The 24,120-nt window shown below is 71.3% G+C and carries 25 protein-coding genes; 12 read left to right on the top strand and 13 right to left on the bottom strand.

All coding sequences use genetic code 11. The annotated features are described in order from the left end of the window. Positions 1 to 7: 7 nt before the first annotated feature. Positions 8 to 949, bottom strand: coding sequence for a DMT family transporter (locus ABZ642_RS30410; RefSeq protein ID WP_360489642.1), 942 nt, complete (start codon positions 947 to 949; stop codon positions 8 to 10). 139 nt (positions 950 to 1,088) lie between these two features. Beyond that, positions 1,089 to 1,736 carry a TetR/AcrR family transcriptional regulator gene (locus ABZ642_RS30405; protein WP_360489641.1) on the bottom strand — a complete coding sequence of 216 codons (648 nt, stop codon included), beginning with the start codon at positions 1,734 to 1,736 and terminating at the stop codon, positions 1,089 to 1,091. 65 nt (positions 1,737 to 1,801) lie between these two features. Here ABZ642_RS30405 and ABZ642_RS30400 point away from each other — a divergent pair, with 65 nt between their 5' ends. The 3 genes from ABZ642_RS30400 (at position 1,802) to ABZ642_RS30390 (ending at position 4,015) form a co-directional block, all read left to right on the top strand. After that, complete coding sequence (locus tag ABZ642_RS30400; RefSeq protein WP_360489773.1) at positions 1,802 to 2,953, top strand: acyl-CoA dehydrogenase family protein; 1,152 nt, start codon at positions 1,802 to 1,804, stop codon at positions 2,951 to 2,953. Positions 2,954 to 3,012: 59 nt separating this feature from the next. Beyond that, the gene (locus ABZ642_RS30395) at positions 3,013 to 3,300 is read left to right on the top strand and encodes a YiaA/YiaB family inner membrane protein (RefSeq protein ID WP_360489640.1); all 288 of its coding nucleotides are present in this window, start codon (positions 3,013 to 3,015) and stop codon (positions 3,298 to 3,300) included. A 91-nt stretch (positions 3,301 to 3,391) separates the two neighbouring features. After that, entirely contained in the window at positions 3,392 to 4,015 is a 624-nt protein-coding gene (locus ABZ642_RS30390; protein ID WP_360489639.1) for a TetR/AcrR family transcriptional regulator, read from the top strand. 87 nt (positions 4,016 to 4,102) lie between these two features. Here ABZ642_RS30390 and ABZ642_RS30385 read toward each other — a convergent pair whose 3' ends face one another. Further along, positions 4,103 to 4,564 carry a MaoC family dehydratase gene (locus tag ABZ642_RS30385; RefSeq protein WP_360489638.1) on the bottom strand — a complete coding sequence of 154 codons (462 nt, stop codon included), beginning with the start codon at positions 4,562 to 4,564 and terminating at the stop codon, positions 4,103 to 4,105. A gap of 113 nt (positions 4,565 to 4,677) precedes the next feature. Between ABZ642_RS30385 and soxR the strand changes: the two genes are divergently transcribed. Further along, a complete protein-coding gene (gene soxR, locus ABZ642_RS30380) occupies positions 4,678 to 5,136 on the top strand; it encodes a redox-sensitive transcriptional activator SoxR (protein ID WP_360489637.1) in 459 nt (152 codons plus the stop codon). Between the two features lie 104 nt (positions 5,137 to 5,240). Here soxR and ABZ642_RS30375 read toward each other — a convergent pair whose 3' ends face one another. After that, positions 5,241 to 5,843 carry a hypothetical protein gene (locus ABZ642_RS30375; protein ID WP_360489636.1) on the bottom strand — a complete coding sequence of 201 codons (603 nt, stop codon included), beginning with the start codon at positions 5,841 to 5,843 and terminating at the stop codon, positions 5,241 to 5,243. Positions 5,844 to 6,111: 268 nt separating this feature from the next. Between ABZ642_RS30375 and ABZ642_RS30370 the strand changes: the two genes are divergently transcribed. Further along, entirely contained in the window at positions 6,112 to 8,901 is a 2,790-nt protein-coding gene (locus ABZ642_RS30370; RefSeq protein WP_360489635.1) for a penicillin acylase family protein, read from the top strand. Positions 8,902 to 8,925: 24 nt separating this feature from the next. Here ABZ642_RS30370 and ABZ642_RS30365 read toward each other — a convergent pair whose 3' ends face one another. Then, complete coding sequence (locus ABZ642_RS30365) at positions 8,926 to 10,245, bottom strand: serine-threonine protein kinase (protein ID WP_360489634.1); 1,320 nt, start codon at positions 10,243 to 10,245, stop codon at positions 8,926 to 8,928. 79 nt (positions 10,246 to 10,324) lie between these two features. Further along, on the bottom strand, positions 10,325 to 11,560 hold the full coding sequence (locus tag ABZ642_RS30360; protein ID WP_360489633.1) for a DUF1343 domain-containing protein: 1,236 nt from the start codon (positions 11,558 to 11,560) through the stop codon (positions 10,325 to 10,327). A 252-nt stretch (positions 11,561 to 11,812) separates the two neighbouring features. Here ABZ642_RS30360 and ABZ642_RS30355 point away from each other — a divergent pair, with 252 nt between their 5' ends. The 5 genes from ABZ642_RS30355 (at position 11,813) to ABZ642_RS30335 (ending at position 16,489) form a co-directional block, all read left to right on the top strand. Next, positions 11,813 to 12,577: an SDR family NAD(P)-dependent oxidoreductase gene (locus ABZ642_RS30355; protein WP_360489632.1), complete on the top strand. Its 765-nt coding sequence runs from the start codon at positions 11,813 to 11,815 to the stop codon at positions 12,575 to 12,577. Further along, the gene (locus tag ABZ642_RS30350) at positions 12,574 to 14,250 is read left to right on the top strand and encodes an AMP-binding protein (RefSeq protein ID WP_360489631.1); all 1,677 of its coding nucleotides are present in this window, start codon (positions 12,574 to 12,576) and stop codon (positions 14,248 to 14,250) included. The genes ABZ642_RS30355 and ABZ642_RS30350 overlap by 4 nt, the downstream gene beginning before the upstream one ends. Before the next feature lie 29 nt (positions 14,251 to 14,279). Next, on the top strand, positions 14,280 to 14,873 hold the full coding sequence (locus ABZ642_RS30345; protein ID WP_360489630.1) for a TetR/AcrR family transcriptional regulator: 594 nt from the start codon (positions 14,280 to 14,282) through the stop codon (positions 14,871 to 14,873). A gap of 109 nt (positions 14,874 to 14,982) precedes the next feature. Beyond that, positions 14,983 to 15,678, top strand: a complete 696-nt coding sequence (locus tag ABZ642_RS30340) for a type 1 glutamine amidotransferase domain-containing protein (protein WP_360489629.1) — start codon at positions 14,983 to 14,985, stop codon at positions 15,676 to 15,678. Between the two features lie 97 nt (positions 15,679 to 15,775). Further along, entirely contained in the window at positions 15,776 to 16,489 is a 714-nt protein-coding gene (locus ABZ642_RS30335; protein WP_360489628.1) for a class I SAM-dependent methyltransferase, read from the top strand. Between the two features lie 64 nt (positions 16,490 to 16,553). Here the strand turns inward: ABZ642_RS30335 and ABZ642_RS30330 are convergent, their stop codons facing one another. The 3 genes from ABZ642_RS30330 to ABZ642_RS30320 form a co-directional block, all read right to left on the bottom strand. After that, a complete protein-coding gene (locus ABZ642_RS30330) occupies positions 16,554 to 17,768 on the bottom strand; it encodes an acyl-CoA dehydrogenase family protein (protein ID WP_360489627.1) in 1,215 nt (404 codons plus the stop codon). Between the two features lie 6 nt (positions 17,769 to 17,774). Next, positions 17,775 to 18,797, bottom strand: coding sequence for a phosphotransferase family protein (locus ABZ642_RS30325; protein WP_360489626.1), 1,023 nt, complete (start codon positions 18,795 to 18,797; stop codon positions 17,775 to 17,777). Between the two features lie 170 nt (positions 18,798 to 18,967). Further along, on the bottom strand, positions 18,968 to 19,264 hold the full coding sequence (locus tag ABZ642_RS30320; RefSeq protein ID WP_360489625.1) for a hypothetical protein: 297 nt from the start codon (positions 19,262 to 19,264) through the stop codon (positions 18,968 to 18,970). A gap of 127 nt (positions 19,265 to 19,391) precedes the next feature. Between ABZ642_RS30320 and ABZ642_RS30315 the strand changes: the two genes are divergently transcribed. Further along, positions 19,392 to 20,333, top strand: coding sequence for an NADP-dependent oxidoreductase (locus ABZ642_RS30315; RefSeq protein WP_360489624.1), 942 nt, complete (start codon positions 19,392 to 19,394; stop codon positions 20,331 to 20,333). A gap of 9 nt (positions 20,334 to 20,342) precedes the next feature. Here ABZ642_RS30315 and ABZ642_RS30310 read toward each other — a convergent pair whose 3' ends face one another. The 4 genes from ABZ642_RS30310 to ABZ642_RS30295 all read right to left on the bottom strand — a co-directional run bounded on the left by ABZ642_RS30310 (position 20,343) and on the right by ABZ642_RS30295 (position 22,691). Further along, positions 20,343 to 20,657, bottom strand: coding sequence for a DUF202 domain-containing protein (locus ABZ642_RS30310; protein ID WP_360489623.1), 315 nt, complete (start codon positions 20,655 to 20,657; stop codon positions 20,343 to 20,345). After that, positions 20,654 to 21,046: a DUF202 domain-containing protein gene (locus tag ABZ642_RS30305; RefSeq protein WP_360489622.1), complete on the bottom strand. Its 393-nt coding sequence runs from the start codon at positions 21,044 to 21,046 to the stop codon at positions 20,654 to 20,656. The genes ABZ642_RS30310 and ABZ642_RS30305 overlap by 4 nt, the downstream gene beginning before the upstream one ends. A gap of 208 nt (positions 21,047 to 21,254) precedes the next feature. Beyond that, the gene (locus tag ABZ642_RS30300; RefSeq protein ID WP_360489621.1) at positions 21,255 to 21,764 is read right to left on the bottom strand and encodes an NUDIX domain-containing protein; all 510 of its coding nucleotides are present in this window, start codon (positions 21,762 to 21,764) and stop codon (positions 21,255 to 21,257) included. Positions 21,765 to 21,797: 33 nt separating this feature from the next. After that, the gene (locus tag ABZ642_RS30295) at positions 21,798 to 22,691 is read right to left on the bottom strand and encodes a DMT family transporter (protein ID WP_360489620.1); all 894 of its coding nucleotides are present in this window, start codon (positions 22,689 to 22,691) and stop codon (positions 21,798 to 21,800) included. A gap of 391 nt (positions 22,692 to 23,082) precedes the next feature. On the opposite strand from ABZ642_RS30295, the gene ABZ642_RS30290 reads away from it, so the two are divergent. Continuing rightward, a complete protein-coding gene (locus ABZ642_RS30290; RefSeq protein WP_360489619.1) occupies positions 23,083 to 24,054 on the top strand; it encodes a hypothetical protein in 972 nt (323 codons plus the stop codon). The last annotated feature ends 66 nt before the right edge of the window (positions 24,055 to 24,120 follow it).

Genomic DNA, 24,120 nt, shown 5'->3' with positions numbered 1-24,120 from the left:
GCGAGCGTCACGGCACCTGTTCGGAGTGCGGTTCCCCGGCCGCCGGCACGGTACGGGGAGCCCGCGTCCGCGCCCGCGACCGGGACACCGCCACGCCGGCCAGGCACAGCACCCCGCCCACCAGGGTGACCGGCCCGGGCACCTCGCCGAGGGCCAGCCAGGACATCAGCACGACCAGTGCCGGCACCGCGTACGTCGTCGCGCCCATGCGGCTCGCGGTGGTCCGGGCGAGGGCGTACGCCCAGGTCGTGAAGGCGAGCGCGGTCGGGAAGACCCCGAGATACACCATGTCGAGGGTCGCGGACAGCGGCGCGTCGGCGACCTGGTGCACCAGCTGCCCGGCGAACGGCAGACAGGCCACGGTGCCGACGAGACACCCGTACGTCGTCACCTGGAGCGCGCTCGCCCGGGCCAGGGCGGGCTTCTGGGAGACCACACCGGCCGCGTAGGCGACGGCCGCGAGCAGGCACAGCACCACACCGAGCACCGAGGAACCGCCTCCACCGGCCATCGACAGCCCCACGGTCACCGCACCCGCGAACGACACCGCCATCCCCGCGAGCAGCCGGGGCGGCATCGGATCACCGAGCAGCCGGGCCCCGAGCAGGGCGATCAGCAAGGGGCCGACGTTCACCACGAGGGCGGCCGTCCCCGCGTCCACCTGCTGCTCGCCCCAGTTCAGGGCGACCATGTAGAAGCCGAACCACAGCACGCCGGATATCCCGATGCCCCGCCAGGCGGACCGGGGCGGCAGCCCTTCGCGCCGTACGAGACAGAGCAGCCCGAGCGCGAGGGACCCGGAGAACAGCCGGCCGAGGGCGAGGGCACCGGGGGAGTAGGAGTCCCCCGCACTCCGGATGGCCACGAAGGCGGAGGCCCACAGCACGACGGTGACGACGGCGGCGAGGGCGGGGAGGGCGGGAAGGGGGCGAGGTGCGGGATGCGTCATGGGACCGAGGGTAGAGAGGAGGGGCGGGGCGGGGCTGGCGGATTTCGGACGGCTGGGTGGGCGGCTGGTCGCGCGGTTCCCCGCGCCCCTGACGGGGGCACGTCGTGGCCGCGGGCGGTCGCCGGACGTCCCGCAGCCTCTATGCCCGCTCTTTTGCGGCCGCGAACTGTTGGGCCAGCCCGTCCAGCAACGCCCGCAACCCCGTCTCGAACGCCCGCTCGTCGATCTTCTCCTGCTGGTCCGCCAGCAGATGCGCCTGGCCGAGATGCGGATAGTCGGCCGGGTCGTAGGCGCTCGCGTCGTCCACGAAGCCCCCGGCGAACGACCCCAGCGCCGACCCCATGACGAAGTACCGCATCAGTGCCCCGATCGACGTCGCCTGCGCCGGCGGCCACCCCGCGTCGACCATCGCGCCGTAGACCGCGTCCGCGAGCCGTAGTCCGGCGGGGCGGCGGCCGGGGCCGCGGGCCAGGACCGGGACGATGTTCGGGTGGTCGCGGAGCGCGGTCCGGTACGACAGGGCCCAGTCGTGCAGCGCGGTCCGCCAGTCCCGCCCGTCGCCGCCCTCGAACATCGACAGGTCGACCTGCGCGCTCACCGAGTCCGCGACCGCTTCCAGGATCTCGTCCTTGGTGCGGAAGTGGTTGTAGAGCGAGGGACCGCTCACCCCCAGCTCGGCCGCGAGCCGGCGGGTGGATACGGCCGCCAGACCCTCCGCGTCCACGAGTTCCCGTGCCACCCGGACGATTCGGTCGGTGCTGAGGAGGGGCTTGCGCGGTCGGGCCATGGCGCACATAGTAGGGCTGCACCAAGAAACTAGCAGTGCTAATTTAAATGTGGGGTGATCGCATGGTGAACCTGGGACTCAGCGAGGAGCAGGCCGCCGTACGGCAGCTCGCCCGGGACTTCGTCGAGCGCGAGATCGCCCCGCACGTGATCGCCTGGGACCGTGCCGAGGAGGTGGACCGGGGGATCGTGAAGAAGCTCGGCGAGGTCGGCTTCCTCGGTCTGACCGTGGACGAGGAGTACGGCGGATCGGGCGGCGACCACCTGTCGTACTGCCTGGTCACCGAGGAACTCGGCCGCGGCGACTCCTCCGTGCGCGGAATCGTGTCGGTCTCCCTGGGCCTCGTCGCCAAGACCGTCGCCGCCTGGGGGAGCGAGGAGCAGAAGCGGCGCTGGCTGCCGGGGCTGACCTCCGGCTCGTACGTCGGCTGCTTCGGCCTCACCGAACCCGGCACCGGCTCCGACGCGGGCAACCTCACCACCCGCGCCGTTCGCGACGGCGACGACTACGTGGTCAACGGCTCCAAGATGTTCATCACCAACGGCACCTGGGCCGACGTGGTGCTCCTCTTCGCGCGCTCCACCGACGCGCCCGGCCACCAGGGCGTCTCCGCCTTCCTGGTGCCGGCCGACACCCCCGGCCTGACCCGCCGTGCCGTCCACGGCAAGCTCGGCCTGCGTGGCCAGGCCACCGCGGAGCTCGTCCTGGAGGACGTCCGCGTCCCCGCCGCCGCGATGCTCGGACCCGAGGGCAAGGGCTTCTCGGTCGCCATGTCGGCGCTGGCCAAGGGGCGGATGTCGGTCGCCGCCGGCTGCGTCGGCATAGCCCAGGCCGCACTGGACGCGGCCGTGCGGTACGCGGGGGAGCGCGAACAGTTCGGCACGCCGATCGCCGGCCACCAGCTGGTCCAGGAGCTCATCAGCGACATCGCCGTCGACGTGGACGCGGCCCGGCTGCTGACCTGGCGGGTCGCCGATCTGGTCGACCGCGGCCTGCCGTTCGCCACCGAGTCCTCCAAGGCCAAGCTCTTCGCCTCCGAGGCCGCCGTGCGCGCCGCCAACAACGCCCTCCAGGTCTTCGGCGGCTACGGCTACATCGACGAGTACCCGGTCGGCAAACTCCTGCGTGACGCCCGGGTGATGACCCTCTACGAGGGCACCAGCCAGATCCAGAAACTGCTCATCGGGCGGGCGCTGACGGGTGTTTCGGCGTTCTGAGTAGGTCCCTGAGTATCCCGACGGATGTGGCGCGGGCCACGTCCGCCGATGATCGAACCATGAATGACACACCGGTCAGACAGCAGAACACGGCCGCCTACTACGGCCAGGCCGTCGCCTCCTTCGCCGTCGCCATCACGGCCACCGCCATCGGGATCTTCCAGCTGCACGCCGATGCCTGGGTGCGCGCCTTCCTGGGCATCGCCGTCCTCTACCTCGTGACCTCTGCCTTCACGCTCGCGAAGGTCATCCGCGACCGCCAGGAGGCCGGGCAGATCGTCAGCCGCGTCGACCAGGCGCGGCTGGAGAAGCTGCTCGCCGAACACGACCCCTTCGAGAAGCTCTGAGCGGCGGGACAAGCTCTGAGCGGGCACACTAAGCGCTCGCTCAGCTTCGGCGGTATGGTGGAGCTCCGGTATCGAGAGGGGCGAGCGAGCGATGAGTACGGCGGAGGAGACGACCGGCGGCGAGGTAGAGCCGTGGGAAGAGGTCACCCCTGACGCGGCCCGGCGTCTGCTGGTCGCCGCCGTGGAGGCCTTCGCCGAGCGCGGCTACCACGCCACCACCACCCGTGACATCGCCGGCCGCGCCGGTATGAGCCCCGCCGCGCTCTACATCCACTACAAGACCAAGGAAGAGCTGCTCCACCGGATCAGTCGCATCGGTCACGACAAGGCCCTGGACATCCTCCGGACGGCAGCCCGGCGCGAGGGCACCGCCACCGAGCGGCTCGCGGACGGCGTCAGCTCCTTCGTCCGCTGGCACGCCGGGCGGCGCACCACCGCCCGGGTCGTGCAGTACGAACTGGACGCCCTCGGCCCCGGCGCCCGCGCCGAGATCCTCGGACTGCGCCGCCAGGTCGACGCCGAGGTGCGCGGGATCATCCAGGAGGGCGTCGAGTCCGGGGAGTTCGACGTCATCGACATCCACGGCACCACCCTCGCGGTGCTCTCCCTCTGCATCGACGTCGCCCGCTGGTTCAACGTGGACGGCCCCCGCACACCCGAGCAGGTCGGCGCGCTCTACGCCGACCTCGTGCTGCGGATGGTGGGGGCCAAGTAGCCCAGCGGGCCGAGCAACCCGGCAGGCCGAGCAACCCGGCAGGCCGAGCAACCCGGCGGCCCGAGCAACCCGGCGGGCCGGGTGGTCCTACAGGTAGTACCGGGACACCGACTCCGCCACGCAGACCGGCTTGTCGCCGCCCTCGCGCTCCACGGTGAAGGCGACGCTCACCTGGACACCGCCCGTGACGTCCGACACGTCGGTGATCGTGGCGGTGGCACGCAGCCGGGAGCCGACCGGGACAGGGGCGGGGAAACGGACCTTGTTGGTGCCGTAGTTCACGCCCATCTTCACGCCCTCGACCTTGATCAGCTGGGGGCCGAAGAGCGGGAGCAGCGACAGCGTCAGATAGCCGTGCGCGATGGTCGTCCCGAACGGGCCCGCGGCCGCCTTCTCCGGGTCGACGTGGATCCACTGGTGGTCGCCGGTCGCCTCCGCGAACAGGTCGATCCGCTTCTGGTCGACCTCCAGCCAGTCGGTGTGGCCCAGCTGCTCGCCCACGGCCGCCTTCAGCTCGTCGGGGGAGGTGAAGATCCTCGGTTCTGCCATGTTCCCGGCCCTCTCGCGGTCGTGCGTGCATTCCTAAGCAACTGCTTAGCATGGTCGGGTGCGGGCTCCCTGTCAACGGAGCGCGGCTCACCCCGGTCGGTAGGCTCTGCGAGGTGCCGCAGATTCCCGAGAAGATCCAAGAGCTGAGCGTCGGCCAGTTGTCCGCGCGCAGCGGCGCCGCCGTCTCCGCACTCCACTTCTACGAGGCCAAGGGTCTCATCAGCAGTCGGCGGACCGCCGGCAACCAGCGCCGCTACACCCGCGACACGCTGCGCCGGGTGGCCTTCGTCCGGGCGGCACAACGCGTCGGCATCCCTCTGGCCACCATCCGTGAGGCCCTCTGCGAACTCCCCGAGGAACGCACTCCGACCCGGGAGGACTGGGCCCGTCTCTCGCGGGCGTGGCGCGCCGAACTGGAGGAACGCATCAAGCAGCTCAACCGGCTGCGCGATCACCTCACCGACTGCATCGGCTGCGGCTGTCTCTCGCTGGACACCTGCGTATTGTCCAACCCGGACGACGCCTTCGGTCAACGCCGGGCGGGCTCACGCCTGTTGCCGGAACGCCCCTGAACGCGGCCGGCGCCGGCCTGCGCGAGGGTGACGGTCGTCATGGACAGTGGCCGGAATCACCGGCAGTTGGGGGGGTGCGGCATCCCCGGCGCACCCCCAGGTGGTCAGGCCGACATGAGCAGCCGCCCGCGCCTGGCGTAGGCCAGGGCCTCGGGGGTGAGCACCGGACGCGGCACCAGAATCCCGCAGTCCGCGCAGACCGGACCGGCGGAGGGCTCGTGGTCCAGGTCGTACTTCCAGATGAGGCGCTCCCCCGCGCACACCGGGCAGACCGCGCCCGGTTCGCGCTCCAGGGCGGCGATCAGCCGTCGCAGCACCTCGGCCAGTGGTTCGTCGGGGTGGACCCGTGGGTCGTCGCACCAGGCCACTCCGAATCCGCCCCAGGTCAGCCGGTGCCAGTCGTCCACGCTGCCCGGGCGGCGCAGCCCGTCGTGCTTCTCCTTCTTGCGGCGCTCGGCGAACTCGACCTCGTAGGCCTGCCAGACCGCCCGCGCCTCTTCCAACTCCTCCAGTGCGCCCACGAGACGCGCTGGATCGGGGGACCGGTCCTCAGGACCGAACCCGGCCCGCGAGCAGAGATGGTCCCAGGTCGCGCGGTGCCCGTAAGGGGCGAACCGCTCCAGGCACTTGCGCAGCGAATAGCGCCGTAGCGCCAGATCACACCGTGGGTCTCGCACCTGTCTCGCCAGACTCCGGAAACCGGCCATCGCCCTGCACCTCCGTCACACCTGCACCTGTACTTCGGTCACTTCGGCGGCGTCGCACGGACTTCGCGCGGCGTTGCCGTATAGACGTATCGACACTCGAATCGGCTCCATCCGATTTCCGATGCCGTCCATAAGGCCGCCCGCCTTGACCGACGGCCGGTGACGCCACCGACGCGGGCGACCACTCCAAAACTTGACGCATGTTCATCTTCAATCCCGGGGATACCGGCGGTAACGTCCGGCACCACCCCCGTCGTGAGGAGTCGCCATGCCCCGGCGCACCAGACATCACGCGTTGTTCGACAAACTGAGAACTCCCCGCAAGCTTCCCGGGTTCCTGAAAGCGGCATCTGTATGCGTCCTCGTCGCCGGCCTGCTCTCCCCGCTGGCCCAGGCGACTCCGGCCGCGGCGGCCACCGCCTCCAACGACTACTGCGGCGGCCAGTGTTCGGACATCCTGCCGCCCGGTGAGAACGGCAACGCCACCCTCGCCCAGGTCCTCCTCAACCAGGCCTTCGGCATCCAGCCCGACCATGCCGAGGACCAGCTCGGCCCCTACAACAACCTGGCCACGGGTTACCCCACCCTCACCGACGCGAAGATCAACACGTTCTTCAACGACTCGTCGTTCGGGGTCGCTTCCGATCAAGTCGCCTCCACGGAGAGTCCGGCGGGCCGCAGCGATGTGACGATCGTCCGCGACAAGAAGACGGGCGTCCCGCACATCACCGGTACCACCAGATACGGCACCGAGTTCGGCGCCGGTTATGCCGCCGCTGAGGACCGGCTGTGGCTGATGGACGTGTTCCGTCACGTCGGGCGCGGCCAGCTCACCACCTTCGCCGGCGGCGTCGCCTCCAACCAGGGCCTCGAGCAGGAGTTCTACCGCAACGCCCCCTACACCGAGGCCGACCTCCAGGCGCAGATCGACAACGCCGTCGCCAACAACGGCACCCGCGGTCAGCAGGCCCTCGCCGACGCCAACGCCTACCTCGCCGGCATCAACTCCTACATCGACGCCTCCGACAGCGGCCGTTACTTCCCCGGCGAGTACGTCCTGACCGGTCACAAGGACTCGATCACCAACGCCGGCACCATCGACCACTTCAAGATCACCGACCTGGTGGCGCTGGCCTCCGTGGTCGGCACGCTGTTCGGCTCCGGCGGCGGCGGCGAGGTCAACAACGCCCTCTCGCTGCTCGCCGCCCAGCAGAAGTACGGGGTGACCGAGGGCACCAAGGTCTGGGAGTCGTTCCGCGAGCGCAACGACCCCGAGGCCGCGCTCACCGTCCACAACGGCGAGAGCTTCCCGTACGGCACCAAGCCGTCCGACCCGCAGGGCGAGGCACTGCCGGACTCCGGTTCGGTGACGACCGAGCCACTGGTCTACGACGCCACCGGCACCGGCGCGGACCAGAGCGCCTCCGCCGCCTCCGCCGCGGCGACCGCGACCGCCCTCAGCTCGGCCAAGCGCGGGATGTCCAACGCGCTGGTGGTCAGCGGCAAGTACACCGCGAGCGGTCACCCCGTCGCCGTCTTCGGACCGCAGACCGGGTACTTCGCCCCGCAGCTGCTCATGCTCCAGGAGATCCAGGGCCCGGGCATCAGCGCCCGCGGTGCCTCCTTCGCCGGCCTGAGCATGTACGTCGAACTCGGCCGCGGCCAGGACTACGCCTGGTCCGCCACCACCTCCGGCCAGGACATCATCGACAGCTACGCAGTCGAACTCTGCCAGGACGACTACCACTACCTGTACCACGGCACCTGCACGGCCATGGACGAGGTCGAGCAGAAGAACTCCTGGAAGCCGACCACGGCCGACGGCACGGCCGCCGGCTCGTACACGATGCGCGTGTGGAAGACGAAGTACGGACCCGTCGAATACCGCGCGACCGTCGGCGGAAAGAAGGTCGCCTACACCACCCTGCGCTCCTCCTACATGCACGAGGCCGACTCGATCATCGGCTTCCAGATGCTCAACGACCCCGACTACGTGAAGAGCCCGCAGACCTTCCAGAGCGCGGCGCAGCACATCAACTTCACCTTCAACTGGTTCTACGCCGACTCCTCCCACACCGCGTACTACAACAGCGGCAACAACCCGGTGCGGGCGACCGGTGTCGACCCCGAGTTCCCGGTCTGGGCGCAGGCGGCCTACGAGTGGCAGAACTGGGACCCGGCCACCAACACGTCCGACTACACCCCGGCCTCCCAGCACCCCAACTCCATCGACCAGGACTACTACATCTCCTGGAACAACAAACAGGCGCTGAACTACACGACAGCGAGCTGGGGTGACGGATCCGTCCATCGCGGCAACCTCCTTGACGACCGGGTGAAGAAGCTCGTCGCGGCCGGGGGAGTCACCCGCTCCTCGCTCGTCAAGGCCATGTCGGACGCGTCGCTCACCGACCTGCGGGCCGAGGACGTGCTGCCGGATCTGCTGAAGGTGATCAACAGCAGCACGGTGACCGACTCCACGGCCGCCGCGGCCGTCACCAAGCTCCAGACCTGGCTGACGGCGGGCGGCAAGCGCACGGAGACCTCGGCGGGCTCGAAGACGTACGCCAACTCCGACGCCGTCCGGATCCTGGACGCCTGGTGGCCGCTGCTGGTGAAGGCCGAGTTCCAGCCCGGCCTCGGCACCGACCTGTACACCGCGTTCACCAACAACCTGTACATCGACGAGACTCCGTCGGCCGCGCACGGTCCGACCGGGGCACACGCCGGAAGCTCCTTCCAGTACGGCTGGTGGAGTTATGTCGACAAGGACATCCGGTCGGTGCTCGGGCAGAGCGTGTCGGGGCCGCTGGCCGAGCAGTACTGCGGCGGCGGCAGCCTCAGCGCCTGCCGGGACATCCTGATCAGCACGCTGAAGACGGCGGCCGGTACGAGTGCGTCCACGGTCTACCCCGGGGACTCGCTGTGCTCGGCCGGCGACCAGTGGTGTGCCGACTCGATCGTCCAGCGCACCCTGGGCGGCATCAAGCACTACAACATCAGCTGGCAGAACCGCCCGACCTTCCAGCAGGTCGTGGAGTTCACCTCGCACCGCTGAGCCGGTACGTCCACGGCGGCGGGGTCAGCCGATCCGCCCCGCCGCCAGCACCACCCGCGCCAGTTCGGGGTGCACGATGTCGCTGTGTGCCCCGGACGGCGGGCCGCCCCTCTTCACGACCGCCGCCGCGTCGACGTTCACGCAACCCGGCGCGGCGAGCGGACCGCGCAGGGCCGCCGCCAGGTCCAGCGACCGGGTGCCCGGCACCGCCTGCACCCCGTCGTGCCCCAGCGCGCCCCACCGGGCGCCCAGCGCGTCGCCCACGTCCACACCCAGCACCGACTCGCAGTCGTCCGCCATCCGGGAGGCCAGCGGATACATCGTGCCGAGCGCCTCGTCGAAGCGGGAGTAGCAGCACACCAGCGGGCCGTCGATCCGGTTCTCCTGGCCCTGCAGCACCCCGCCCGCGCGCGGGTCGTGGGGCAGCCGGGCGGCGAACGCGTAGTGCGAGAAGGCCCCTTGCAGCAGCGTCACGGACTTCACCGTGCGCACCCCGCCGGGCAGCCCGCGCAGCGCGAACGACACCAGCCGGCCGCCGAAGCTGTGCCCGACCAGATGCACCCGCAGCTGCGGGGCCACGCCGGCCAACTGCCCGACGACCCGCCCGAGCCCACGCTCCCCGACGGTCCCGGCGCGCCGCTTCATCGCGTAGTACGTCGCCTGCCGCAGCAGCTCCTTCGCGCCGTCCCAGGGGTCGGGCAGCGCGAACGCCGCCGCGCCGGGGCCCTGCCGGAGGGCGGCCAGCGTCTGCGCGAACTCCTCGCACAGGGCCGTCGCGTCCCCCGTGAACAGCACCGGCTCGCTCTGCGGGACGCCCTCCGCGACCGTGTCCGCCGCGAACAGCGGCTGGGGGCCGCCCGGCAGGACCTCGACGAGCAGCCGTACCAGCCGCCCGAACTCCGCCAGCCCGTTCGCCGGGCGCTGGTCCAGCATCCGGGCGATCTGGTCGACCACGGTGGCCCGCCCCGGGAACGTGTCCAGGAGCGCGTGCCGGGTGTCCTTGTCGAGGACGGGGGCCGGTCTCTGCTCCGCCTCCGTGGCCACCACGGACTTCGGGAAGTCCGGGATCGGCTCGTCGCAGAACCGCATCGACGGCCACACCACCCCGACGTACCCGATCCTCGCCTTCGGCACCAGCTTCGGGATCGGTGCGAAGAACCGTCGGTACAGGGAGGTGGCGCCCGAACGGTCGTTGTTCCAGCCGTGCGCGAAGACGATCAGGTCATGGAGGCCGTGAGCCGTGACCTCGCCCAGCAGCCGGTCGCGTTCGGCGCCCTCCGGGTCGCCGTCCGCGTCGAAGGTCAGCTCCCAGTAGGGAGCCACGCTCATCCCGGGATCCGCCATGGCAGGCTCCTCGTCCCCGAACCGGTGCGATCTGCGCGCATCGTCCCGCCGTCGGGCAAGGTTGGCCATACGACGCGCCTCACCTGTAGAGCAGAAATTCCTTTCGGATCCGGCGGAACGCGGCGAGTTCGTCCTGCCAGGCGCCGACGATCTCGTCCGTGCCCGCGCCCGCGTCGGTCATCGTGCGCACGGTCGTGGATCCGGTGAGCTTGTCGATCCAGTTGTCCGACCGCCAGGCGAAGTCCCCCCACACCTTCTTGGCGGTGACCAGGAGCGCGATCCCGGTCCGTACGGGGTCGTACGCGGCCCGGTCGTGCACATGGAGCTGCACCCCGCCGACGGTCCTGCCCTGGAACTTGGAGAAGGTGGGCGCGAAGTACGCCTCCCGGAACCGCACGCCCGGCAGCCCGACTCCGTTGGCGGCGACCGCCCACCGCGCGTCGATGCCCTCCGCGCCCAGCAGTTCGAAGGGGCGGGTCGTGCCGCGCCCCTCGGACAGGTTGGTGCCCTCGAAGAGGCAGGTGCCCGCGTAGACGAGGGCGGTGTCCGGGGTGGGCATGTTGGGGCTCGGCGGCACCCAGGGCAGTCCGTAGGCGTCGTGGAAGCGGTCGCGCCGCCAGCCCGTCATCGTCACGACGTCCAGCGCGACCGGGGCGGTCAGGAACTCCGCGTTGAACAGCTTCGCGAGTTCGGCGACCGTCATCCCGTGCGCCTGCGCGATCGGCTGCCGGCCGACGAAACTGGCGAACTCCCTGTGCAGGACCGGTCCCTGGGCGGCGCGCCCGGTCACCGGGTTGGGGCGGTCGAGCACGACGAAGCGCTTGCCCGCCAGCCGGGCGGCCTCCATGCAGTCGTACAGCGTCCAGATGTACGTGTAGAAGCGGGCGCCGACGTCCTGGATGTCGAAGACGACCGTGTCCACGCCGGAGGCGGTGAAGACGTCGGCGAGGGGCTGTCCGCTCTTGAGGTACGTGTCGTAGACGGGGAGGCCGGTCGCCGGGTCGTCGTAGCGGCCCTCGGAGCCGCCGGCCTGGGCGGTGCCGCGGAATCCGTGCTCGGGGCCGAAGACCGCGGTCAGCCGGACCCGGGGGTCGGCGTGCATGACGTCGACGATGTGGCGGACGTCGGTGGTGATGCCGGTGGGGTTGGTGACGATGCCGACCTTCTGCCGGCCGAGGAGGGAGTAGCCGTCGGCGGAGAGGCGGTCGAAGCCGGTCTCGAAGCGGCCGGGGGCGTCGGCCGGGGACGCCGTGGGTACGGGTGTCACGGCTGCCGCCGTGGCCGCGGTGAGCAGACTTCGTCTGGACGGGCGCATGGGGGTGGCCTCCGTAGTCGTCCGGGTGCGGATCGTGTATGGCTGGTCGCGCAGTTCCCCGCGCCCCTAGGGGGTTGCAGTCGTCGCGTGTCGGGCAGTGGGCCTGTGCCCCTGGGGGAGTGCGGTCGTCGCGTGTCGGACAGTGGCCCCGTGCCCTTAGGGGGTGTGACGGTCGCCCTTTTCTCAAACATACCGACCGGTTAGTGTGTCCGTGCTGAGCCGAGTCTGGTCGCGTCGTGTCGAAGGAGACCGATGGTGGGAGCCGTGCAAGATGCCCGAGTCGTCGTCACCGGGGCGGGAGGTGGCATCGGGGCCGCTCTGGCCCGTCGATTCGCCGCCGAAGGCGCCCGCGTCGTCGTGAACGACCTGGACGCGGAGAAGGCGGCCGCCGTCGCCGAGGAGATCGGCGGGATCGCCGTCCCGGGTGACGCGTCCGGCATCGTCGGCGCCGCCCGGGAGGCGCTCGGCGGCGGCGTGGACGTCTACTGCGCCAACGCCGGGCTCGCCTCCGGCGGGTCCGAGTCGGCCGAGGCCGGGGTCTGGGCCGCCGCCTGGGACGTCAATGTCATGGCCCATGTGCGGGCCGCGCAGGAGCTGCTCCCTGACTGGCTGGAGCGGGGCAGCGGCCGGTTCGTGTCCACGGTGTCCGCCGCCGGGCTGCTCACCATGATCGGGGCCGCGCCGTACAGCGTGACCAAGCACGCCGCGTACGCCTTCGCCGAGTGGCTGTCGCTGACGTACCGGCACCGTGGCCTCAAGGTCCACGCGATCTGCCCGCAGGGCGTCCGCACCGACATGCTCGCCGCCACCGGCAGCGCGGGCGACCTGGTGCTCCAGCCGACCGCGATCGAGCCGGACGCCGTCGCCGACGCGCTGTTCAAGGGGATGTCCGAGGACCGGTTCCTGATCCTGCCGCATCCGGAGGTCGCCGACTTCTACCAGGCGCGGGCCGCCGCCCCGGACCGCTGGCTGACCAACATGAACCACATCCAGCAGAAGTGGGAGGCCACCCGGTGACCCAGCCGCAGACCCAGTCCCTCTACGCCGCCCGGCCCTGGGTGGCGCTTCTCGACGAGGCCCAGCGCGGCCCGGTCGATCCCCCCGCCTCGATGGTGCACGCACTGCGCGCCGCCGTCGCCGAGGCGCCCGACCGCACCTTCCTCGCCTACTTCGACGCCCGGCTCAGCTTCCGCGAGGTCGACGAGCTGAGCGACTCCGTCGCCGGGTACCTCGCCGAGCACGGTCTGGAGCGCGGCGACCGGGTCGCCGTGATCCTGCAGAACTCGCCGCACTTCGTGATCGCGGTGCTCGGCGCCTGGAAGGCGGGCGCGACCGTCGTACCGGTCAACCCGATGTACAAGTCGGGGGAGGTCTCCCACGTCCTGCGGGACGGCGAGGTGGCCGCGCTGGTCTGCTCGCAGCGGGCCTGGGAGTCGTATCTGCGCGACACGGCCGCCGACTCATCGGTGCGGATCGTGCTCACCGCCAGCGAGCTGGACTTCCAGACCCGGGACGACGCGCGCGTGCTGGCCTTCGAGCGGCTGCCGCAGGCCGCCGACGCCGAGGACCTGGTGGCCGTCGCGCGCCGCGGCGGCATGGCCCCCGAGGGACGCGACCCGGTGCCGTCCGACATCGCGCTGATCAGCTACACCTCGGGGACGAGCGGCACCCCCAAGGGCGCCACCAACCTGCACGGCAACATCATGTACAACGCCGAGCGGCAGAAGACCGGGCTCGGGCTGCCCGACGCGCCGGTCTACTACGCCCTCGCGCCCCTCTTCCACATCACCGGCATGGTCTGCCAGCTCGGCGCATCCCTGACCAGCGCCGGCACGCTGGTGCTGACGTACCGCTTCGAGCCGGGCCTGGTCCTGGAGGCGTTCGCCGAGCACCGGCCGCACTACACGGTCGGCCCCTCCACCGCCTTCATGGCGCTGGCCGCCCACCCGGACGTCACCCCGGAGCACTTCGCCTCCTTCGCGACCATCTCCTCCGGCGGCGCGCCCCTGCCGCCGGCCCTGGTGGAGAAGTTCCGGGCCGGCTACGGGCCGTACATCAGGAACGGCTACGGGCTCACCGAATGCACCGCGCCCTGCGCCGCCGTGCCGCCGACCCTGGAGGCGCCCGTGGACCCGGTCTCCGGGACCCTGGCCGTCGGGGTGCCCGGCCCCGACACGATCGTCCGTATCGTCGACGACGAGGGCAGCGAAGTGCCCTTCGGCGAACAGGGCGAGATCGTCGTACGCGGGCCGCAGGTCGTGCCCGGGTACTGGCGGCGGCCCGAGGCCACCGCCGAGACCTTCCCGGACGGCGAGCTGCGCACCGGCGACATCGGCTTCATGGACCCCCAGGGCTGGCTGTACGTCGTCGACCGCAAGAAGGACATGATCAACGCGTCCGGCTTCAAGGTCTGGCCGCGCGAGGTCGAGGACGTGCTGTACACCCACCCGGCGGTGCGCGAGGCGGCCGTCGTCGGCGTACCGGACGGCTACCGCGGGGAGACCGTCAAGGCGTACATCAGTCTTCGCCCCGGCGCTGCAACCGATCCGGACGATCTGGCCCTCTATTGCAAGGAGAGGCTGGCCGCCTACAAATATCCGCGGCTGGTGGAGATCCTGCCCGACCTGCCGAAGACGGCAAGTGGGAAGATCCTCCGACGGGAACTTCGTTCCCGACCGCAACAGGGTTAGCAGACATACGAGAGAGGCAGGTGGCGGCAGTGCCCAGGACGACGGACGGCGACGGAGCCCCTGTTCCGCAGCGGCTCCTGGCCGCCGCCACCCGGCTCTTCGCCGAGCAGGGCTACGACCGCACCTCGGTGCAGGAGATCGTGGAGGCGGCCGGCGTCACCAAGGGGGCGCTGTACCACTACTTCGGCTCCAAGGACGACCTTCTGCACGAGGTGTACGCGCGCGTGCTGCGCGTGCAGCAGGAGCGGCTCGACGCCTTCGCGAACGCGGACGAGCCGATCGAGAAGCGGCTGCGGGGGGCCGCCGCCGACGTCGTCGTGACGACGATCGACAACCTCGACGACGCGTCGATCTTCTTCCGGTCCATGCACCATCTGAGTCCGGAGAAGAACAAACAGGTGCGCGCCGAGCGCCGGCGCTACCACGAACGCTTCCGCGCGCTGATCGAGGAGGGCCAGCGCGAGGGCGTCTTCTCCAAGGAGACCCCAGCCGACCTGGTCGTGGACTACCACTTCGGCTCGGTCCACCACCTGTCGACCTGGTACCGCCCGGACGGCCCCATGACCCCCCAGGAGGTCGCCGACCAGCTGGCCGACCTGCTGCTGCGAGCCCTGCGCCCCTGACCGGCAGGGCTTGGAGACCCTGGGCACATGCGTCCGGCCCGGTGTGTGCCTAGGCTGAAAAGGCTGAATTCCTCCACGAGTCGACTCGGGGGGAAGGAGACCGAGTGCGATGGCGAAAGTCCTTTTCATCGTCAGCGGGGCGACTTACTGGGTTCTCAAGGACGGCACCAGGTACGCGACTGGTTACTGGGCCGAAGAATTCGCCATGCCCTACAAGAAGATCACGGAAGCCGGTCACGAGGTCGTGGTCGGGACGCCCGGCGGCGTGACTCCGAACGTCGACATGATGAGCCTGCGTCCGTCGATGGCCGGTGGTGAGGAGATGGCCCTCGAACTGGAGCAGATCATCCGCTCCGCCGAGGTGATGCGGCGGCCGATCCAGCTCTCGGACGTCCGTCTGGAGGACTACGACGCGGTCTACCTGCCCGGCGGCCACGGTCCCATGGCGGACCTGGCCTTCGACGCCGATGTCGGCCGCCTGCTGACCGCGCAGCTCGCCTCCGGCAGGCCGCTCGCGATCGTGTGCCACGGCCCCGCCTCGATCCTCGCCACCAGGATCCACGGCAAGTCGCCCTTCGAGGGATACCGCATCACCTGCTTCACCGACGAGGAGGAGGAAGCCGTCGGCATGGCCTCCCGGGCGCCCTGGCTGCTGGAGACGGAACTGAAGGAGAAGGTCGGCATCGACTTCAGCCGAGGCCCGATGTGGGAGCCCTACATGGTCGAGGACCGCAATCTCGTCACCGGCCAGAACCCCCACTCGGCGACGATTCTGGCCGACCATCTGCTCCAGATCCTCAAGTAGGCGACGGCGGAAGGTACCGGAAGACCACCGACCGGGAGGCCGCCCGGGCTCAGCCGCTGGTGGCGGCGCACCGGCACGTGCGCATAGTCTCCCCGGCATGGCAGATGCGTTTGCGGATGTCCGGCTGCTCGGGCCGCCGGTGACCGACGGCGAGTACATCGAGTTGAGCGAGCACGAGACGGTGCACCTGCACGAGTACACGCGGATCTACGCCGTGCCCGGCCTCTACGAGCATGTCGTCCAGGAGCGGTTGCGGTGCAGGTCGCCGCAGGTCGCGGCGGAGGGTTTCGTGCGCGCCGCCGCGAGCCTCGGGCTGGAGCCGGGCTCGATGACGGTGCTCGACGTCGGCGCCGGCACCGGACTGGTCGGTGAACTCGTGCGGCGCGCGGGCGTGGCCCGGGTCGTCGGGGTCGACGCGCTGCCGGCGGCACGGGAGGCGAGTCTGCGCGACCGGCCGGGCGTCTACGCCGACTACGTGGTCGGCGACTTCCAGCTCGGCGACGGACTCCGTGCGGCACTACGCCCGTACGCGTTCGGCGGGTTGGTGTCGGCCGGCGCGTTCGGCGGCACGCACGCCACACCGCGGGCGCTGGTCAACGCGCTCGCGGTGCTGCCCCCCGGCGCGCCCGTGGCCTTCACCATCGACGAGCGGTGGATGGACGAAGCGGATCAGGACGGGTTCGGCGCCGCCGTCGAGCGGCTGGTGGCCGGCGGAGATCTTGTCCTGCTGGAGCGAACCCGGTTCCAGCACCGGGTGACGACGACCGGCGAGCCGATCTTCTACCAGCTCGTGGTGGGCCGGACGGGCTGAGGCGGCCGGTGAGAGACCGGTGCGGGCATCGGCGATGCCCGCACCGGCCCCGGCCACGCGTCGCCTACGTGTACTTCTTCAGCTCCCGGCGGGCCAGCGACCGCTGGTGCACCTCGTCCGGGCCGTCGGCGATCATCAGCGTCCGGGCCCCGGCGTACAGGTCGGCCAGCGGGAAGTCCTGGCTGACGCCGCCCGCGCCGTGCAGCTGGATCGCGCGGTCGATGATGCCGACGACCGCCCGCGGCGTGGCGATCTTGATGGCCTGGATCTCGGCGTGGGCGCCCCGGTTGCCGACGGTGTCCATCAGCCAGGCCGTCTTCAGGACCAGCAGCCGCAGCTGCTCGACCGTCACCCGGGCGTCCGCGATCCAGTTGTGGACCACGCCCTGCCGCGCCAGCTCCTTGCCGAAGGCGGTGCGGGACACGGCCCGCCGGCACATCAGCTCGATCGCCCGCTCGGCCATGCCGATCAGCCGCATGCAGTGGTGGATACGGCCGGGGCCGAGCCGGGCCTGGGCGATGGCGAAGCCGCCGCCCTCCTCGCCGACCAGGTTCGACACCGGCACGCGCGCGTGGTCGAAGACCACCTCGGCATGGCCGCCGTGGGAGTGGTCCTCGTAGCCGAAGACCTGCATCGCGCGCTTCACGGTGACACCCGGGGTGTCGCGCGGGACCAGGACCATGGACTGCTGGCGCCGGATGTCGGCGCCGTCCGGGTCGGTCTTGCCCATCACGATGAAGATCTTGCAGTCCGGGTTCATCGCCCCGGAGATGTACCACTTGCGGCCGGTGATGACGTAGTCGTCGCCGTCCCGCTCGATGTGCGTGGTGATGTTGGTGGCGTCGGAGGAGGCCACCTCCGGCTCGGTCATGGCGAACGCGGAGCGGATCTCACCGGCCAGCAGCGGCTCCAGCCACTGCTTCTTCTGCGCCTCGTCGGCGAACTGGGCCAGTACCTCCATGTTGCCGGTGTCCGGGGCCGCGCAGTTCAGCGCGGTGGGCGCCAGGTGCGGGGAGCGGCCGGTGATCTCGGCGAGGGGCGCGTACTGGAGGTTGGTGAGCCCCGCGCCGTACTCGGCGTCCGGGAGGAAGAGGTTCCACAGGCCCTGCCTGCGCGCCTCCGCCTTCAGTTCCCCGACCACGGCCGGGGTGTCCCACGGCGAGGCGAGCGCGGCGCGCTGCTCCTCGGCGACCGCCTCGGCCGGGTAGACGTACTCGTCCATGAAGGCGAGCAGCTTGGCGCGCAGTTCCTCGGTGCGCGCGTCGAACGCGAAGTCCATGGCCGGTCAGCCTTCCTGGAGAGTGGTCAGTCCGTGGTCGATGAAGACGGGCACGAGTTCGCCGATGCGGTCGAAGCCCTGCCCGAGCGTCTGGCCCTGCGTGTACCGGTAGTGGATGCCCTCCAGGATCACGGCGAGCTTGAACCAGGCGAACGCCGTGTACCAGGCGATGTGCGAGACGTCCCGCCCCGAGCGGGCCGCGTAGCGCTCGATCAGCTCCCGCGGGTCCGGGTGGCCGGGCGCCTCGGCGGTCGTCGACACCGGGGAGTCGGGTGTGCCCAGCGGTTGGCTGTACATGACCAGCAGGCCCAGGTCGGTCAGCGGGTCGCCGAGCGTGGACATCTCCCAGTCGAGGATCGCCCTGATGGTGTCGTCGTCGCCGATCAGCACGTTGTCGAGGCGGTAGTCGCCGTGGATCACGGTGGGCGCGGGGGAGCCGGGCAGCCGGCGGCCCAGGGCGGCGTGCAACTCGTCGATGCCGGCCAGCTCGCGGTTGCGGGAGGCGTCCAGCTGCTTGCCCCAGCGGCGCAGCTGCCGGTCCAGGAAGCCCTCCGGGCGCCCGAAGTCGGCGAGGCCGACCTCCTGCGGATCCACGGCGTGCAGCTCGACGAGGGTGTCGACGAGGGAGAGCACGGCGTTGCGGGTGCGCTCGGGACCGAGCGGGACGAGCTGGTCGGCGGTGCGGTACGGGGTGCCCGCCACGAACTCCATCACGTAGAACGGCGCCCCGAGGACCTCCGTGTCCTCGCACAGCAGCACCGGCCGCGGCACCGGCACCTCGGTCGGGTACAGCGCGCTGATCACCCGGTGCTCGCGCTTCATGTCGTGCGCGGTGGCCAGGACGTGGCCCAGCGGCGGCCGTCGTACGACCCACTTCGAGGTGGAGTCGGAGACCGCGTAGGTGAGGTTCGACCGTCCGCCCTCGATCAGCCTTCCGGTCAGTGGACCGGTCGCCAGGCCGGGGCGCTCACGGTCGAGCAGTCCGCGCAGCCGGTCGAGATCCAGTCCGGGCGGGTGGTCGGGGCTCATGCATCGCTCCTACGAACGAGTGAACAGGACGTCACTCATGATGCCGACCAGTCGGTATGTCGTCCAGCGGGTGAGCCAAACGTGACCGGGACCACCCTACGATCCGGCCATGGGATGACGGCTCCCCGCGCGCGCAGAGCAGGGAGCCGTCGTTCGGGTCGGGGACCGTCTCAGTGGTCGTCCCAGTGGCCGTCGTGCTCGGCGTGCCGGTGGCCGTCGTGCAGGTAGTCGATGTGGTCGCCGTGCAGTACGCCGATGTGGCCGCAGCCGTCGCCGTGCCGGTGGTCGTGGGTCTCGTGGGTGACGTGCCCGTCGGGCTCGCATTCGTCCCAGTGGCCACCGTGCTCGCGGTGCAGGTGCCCGTTGTGTGCGTAGTCGAGGTGGTCGCCGTGCGGCACCTGGTCGTGCCCGCAGTCCGGTCCGTGGCTGTGGCCGTGCGAGGTGTGTTCCTGATGAAGGGTGGTCATGGTGGTCGCCTTCAGCGGTACGGGGTCGGGAAGGTGGCGTGCTGCCGACGGACAGGCTGCCACGCGAACGGCACATATGCGGGCATCCCGGTTGCGTGGCGTCCGAGTAGCCCGGAGGGTCGGTTGCATGAAGGGCATCAGCTACAGCCGGTACGGCGGACCCGATGTACTGGAGTACGGCGAGGTCAAGGACCCGAAGGTGGGCCCCGACACGGTCCTGGTGAAGGTCCGGGCGGCGGCCGTCAACCCGGTCGACTGGAAGTGCCGGGAGGGCGATCTGCACGGCATCATGGACGCCGTCTTCCCGGTGATCCCCGGATGGGACGTCTCCGGCGTGGTCGTTCAGCCGGGTCCGGCCGTCACCGAGTTCGGGGTCGGCGACGAGGTGATCGGCTACGTCCGGGAGGACTTCCTGTCCCGGGGCACCTTCGCCGAGTACGTCGCCGCCCCGGTGCGCACCCTCGCCCGCAAGCCGCGCAACCTCTCCTTCGAGGAGGCCGCGGGGCTGCCGCTGGCCGGGCTCACCGCCTACCAGGTGCTGGTCCACGCCCTGGAGGTCAAGCGCGGCGAAACGATCCTGGTGCACGCCGCCGCCGGCGGGGTCGGTTCCGTCGCGGTCCAGATCGCGGCCCACCTCGGGACCCGGGTCATCGGTACGGCGAGCGAACGCAACCACGACTTCGTCCGGAGCCTCGGCGGCGAGCCGGTGAGCTACGGCCCCGGCCTGACCGAACGCGTACGGGGACTGGCCCCGGAGGGTGTCGACGCGGTCTTCGACACCGTCGGCGGCGATGCCCTGACCAGCTCGGCGAACATGCTCGCCCCCGAGGGGCGGATGGCCTCGATCGCCGACCCGGACGTCGTCGACTTCGGCGGCCGCTACTGCTGGGCGCGCCCCGACGCCGAGGACCTGAAACGGCTCGCCGGACTCGCGGAACAGGGAGTGGTGACGGTCCATGTCGCCGAGACGTTTCCGCTGAAGCGGACGGCCGACGCGCAGCGGCGCAGCCAGGAGGGGCGCACCCGCGGCAAGCTGGTGGTCACGGTGGAGTGGCCGGAGGAGGGCTAGGCCCCAGGCCTAGACGACCAGCGCGGCGGCGCACAGTGCGACGGCGACCGTGCACAGTACCGCCGCGGTCGCGTGCCGCGGGGCCAGTGCCGAGGGGCGGTCGGTGGCCGTCAGGGCGCGGATCCGGCGGTTGGCGACCAGGAGGAAGCCCAGCCACAGGACGCAGCAGGCCGCGCAGGCGAGCACGCCGACGGCCGAGGTGCTGCCGTGCACCGCGGTCTTCGCGGCGAGTACGGCGGCGACGGTCGCCGACAGGGTTGTACGGCGCCAGGCCAGCCGGGTCCGCTCCGGCTGGAGCCCCGGGTCGCGGGCCGGCGTGGTCATCCTTCCCACCCGACGAGCACCACGACGACCATCGCGACGGCGACCACGGCGACGACCACGCCGAGCAGGGCCGGGAACCGGGAGACCGGCAGATCCTCGCCGCGCCGCATGGCCCGCTCGCAGCGCACCCAGTGGTTCACCGCCCGCAGCGAGCACAGCACGCCGGCGGCGAGGAGGGCGAGCGCGAGGCCGACCCGCCAGGCCCAGCGGAGGTCGGGCAGGAACTGGTCCACGGCGAAACCGCCGCCGATCAGGGCGAGGGCGGTGCGCAACCAGGCCAGGAAGGTCCGCTCGTTGGCGAGGGAGAAGCGGTAGTCGGGGGTCGTTCCCTCTTCACGCACCACCTCGGGGGCGAACCACAAACGGACGTTCCGCGCGAATTCGATCACGTGCAGGGACCCTACCGGGGGAAGGCCGGGGGTTCGGCTGCGGGTGGGCGGGGTTGCTCGCGCAGTTCCCCGCACCCCTTACGGGGCACGTCCCGGCTGCGGGCCGTCGCGCCTTCAAGAGTCTGGGAGGTGCCCCCGGGCGGGTCGGGTGGGCGCTGGGGGTACCCCCTGGGGGAGGCACCCTGCCGGCGCCGGTGAGCCCCCCACCTCAGCCGCGCCACTCCCGCAGTCGCTCCCACGCCGCCAGTCCGTCCGGTACCCACTCCCACTCCCCGAGCCGCCCCGTCAGCTCCTCCTCCGTGAGGAAGTCGTGCCAGGCCACCTCCTCCACCTGCGGCCGTACCGGCAGCTCGCAGCGGACCTCGTACACCGCCGACCACCAGCTGAGGCCGGCGCCGTCGTCGTACCGGAACTTGAAGAGGTACGTCGGCCGGGGCAGCCCGGACACGCCCAGCTCCTCCTCCGCCTCCCGCAGCGCCGCGTCGTCGTAGGACTCGCCCGCGCCGACCACGCCCCCGACGAACATGTCGTACAGGGAGGGGAAGACCAGCTTGGTCGCGGTGCGGCGGTGGACGAAGACACGGCCGGCGGCGTCGCGGGCCAGGATGAAGGCACAGCGGTGGCGCAGGCCCCGGGCGTACGCCTCACCGCGGGGGGCCTGTCCGATCACCCGGTCGTGCTCGTCGACGATGTCGAGGATTTCGTCAGCAGGCTTCATGCCGCCATCCAAGCAGGCCGGAGCCCCGGGGCGTCAGCGCGGCTGGAGGTCCAGCGAGGGCTCCTTCGGCGCCGGACCGCGCGGCATCGCGGGGTGCAGCCCGAGCAGCACGATGCCCGCCACGATCGCCGCGAGCCCGGCCGCCTCCCAGGCCAGCGCCCCGGTGTCGGTGCGCAGCCGGTCCCCGAGGAAGCCGACGCCGCACAGGATCCCGGCGAGCGGCTGGGCGGCGGTGAGCGCGGGCAGCGAGTTGCGCAGCTCCGCCGTCTCGAACGCGCTCTGGACGAGGATCAGCCCGCTGACCCCGAGCACCAGCACGCCGTACGGCTGCCAGCCGGTCAGTACCTCGGTGATGCCGCCCTCGGAGAAGCGGGTGCTGGTGACCCGGGTCAGCGCGTCCTGTACGCCGTACAGCAGGCCGGCGGCGAGGGCGAGCAGGGTCGGCCCCGCGCTGAGCCGGGACCGCTTGGCATAGGTGGTGAGCACCAGGGCGAGGCCCACCACCACGCCGATGATCAGCCAGTGGCGCAGCGGGTTGGCGATGGCGTCACCGCCGCGTGGCTGGCCGGCCAGGATGAACGTGGTCACCCCGCCGGCGAGCAGGCCGAGTCCGGCCCAGCCCTGGTGGCTCAGGGGATGCTTGGTCTGGTGCCGGGAGAGCGCGAGGGCGAAGAGCAGGTTCGTCGCCAGCAGCGGTTCGACCAGGGAGATCTCCCCCTTGCCGAGGGCGATCGCGCCGAGCACCATGCCGGCCACCATCAGGCCGATCCCGCCGAGCCAGCGCGGCACCCTCATCAGGTCGAGCAGCAGCCGGAAGGAGAGGAAGTCGCTGAGCGGGGCCTTCTGGGCGACGTTCTGCTGGAGCACGAACCCGAAGCCGAGGCAACAGGCCGCACTCACGGCGAGAATCAGTACCAGAACGGACACGCTGCGTACCTCGATCATGCGGCCGGGCTACGGGATGCGTAGTGGCCGACTGTAGCGCTCGCGGATGGGTGTTGCCCCGGGAGTACCCGGAACCGGGCGGTTGACTCGGTCACGTGCCCGAGCCGAACACGGCAGGTGGATCAGGGCGGCGGTGGGACCGGTACGGCCATGGTCCGATGCCTGGGCGGCCCGCGCCATGGCGTACGCCACAGCCGGAACCCGGAGCCCCACGGCCACGGTACGCCCAACGGGCCCCGGCGCGCGTCAAGTTCCGCTGCGTTCGGGGTAGTTGAACGGGGTACCAGCCCCGTTCAGCTTGACGCAAAGTCTTGGCTGGGGGTTTGCTGTGCGTGATCGGCCGATGGCAGCCCGACAACCAGGAAGTTCCGCGGTGCCCACAACCCCGCCCCTCTTAGGCCCAGGCCGGGCCGTCGCAGAAGGTCCCCGCGCCGCAGCGCACCGCGGGTGCGAACACTGCCCCGACGACGCCCTCGACGACGCCGAACTCATCTCCGCGCGAGCCGCGTTGGCCCAGGGCCGCTGGCAGGCCGCCCGCTCCCTGCTGCTCCACACGGGTGACGACTGGGACCGTCGGGGCCACCGGGTCACCGCCCTCGCCCGCGAGCCCTACGCCATCGCCTGGGCCCGCGAGTGGCTGCTCGCCGAGCCCGGCTCCGCCGGTGCCGCCACCCTCTACGCCCTGACCCTGGTCCGGCGCGCCCTGCGCGGCAAGGAACCCCCCGACCGGGCCCGCGAGGCCTGCTCGGGCGCCGCCGCGCTCGCCCCCGCCGACCCCACCCCGTGGCTCGGCCTCCTGCTGCTCGCCCGCCGCCTCGGCACCGACGACGAGACGCGCCGCATGTTCCACGAGGTGCGCGACCGCCATCCCGAGCACCACCACGCCCACCACCTGATGGCCGCCCGTATCGCGGAGACCGAGACCGAGGGGACGTACGAACTGTGCGCCTTCGCGGAACGCTCGGCCGCCGCGGCCCCGGCCGACTCCCCGCTCGCCGTCCTCCCCGTCGTCGCCTACACCGAGCGGCACCGGGTGCTCGCCGCCACCGGCCGGGCCCCCGCCGACCCGGCCGCGGCCGGCCACTGGGCCGAGCCGTCCGCCCGGCGGGCCCTGAGCGCGGCCTTCGACTGGTGGCTGGAGTGGGGGATCGAGGAGCACCCGCGCCGCCATGTCGACCTCAACCACCTCGCCCACGCCACCTCCGGCGCCGGCCGGTACGCGGAGGCCGCGGCCCTGTTCCAGCGCATCGGCCGGCATGCCACCCCGGCGCCCTGGTCCTACCCGGACCGCGACCCGTGCGAGGCGTTCCGGGCGGCCCGGGAGCGCGCGCTCGGCGGCCGATAAGAAGATGTTGTGGATTTCTTACGGCGGCCGGATTCCCTGGCCGGGCCCGCCCCGAGGGTGTTCGAA

Origin of the sequence: Streptomyces sp. NPDC007157 (assembly GCF_040634235.1) — a bacterium.
GTDB lineage: Bacteria > Actinomycetota > Actinomycetes > Streptomycetales > Streptomycetaceae > Streptomyces.
Note: the sequence above shows the minus strand (reverse complement) of the source record. Positions and strands in the feature narration are given on the sequence as shown.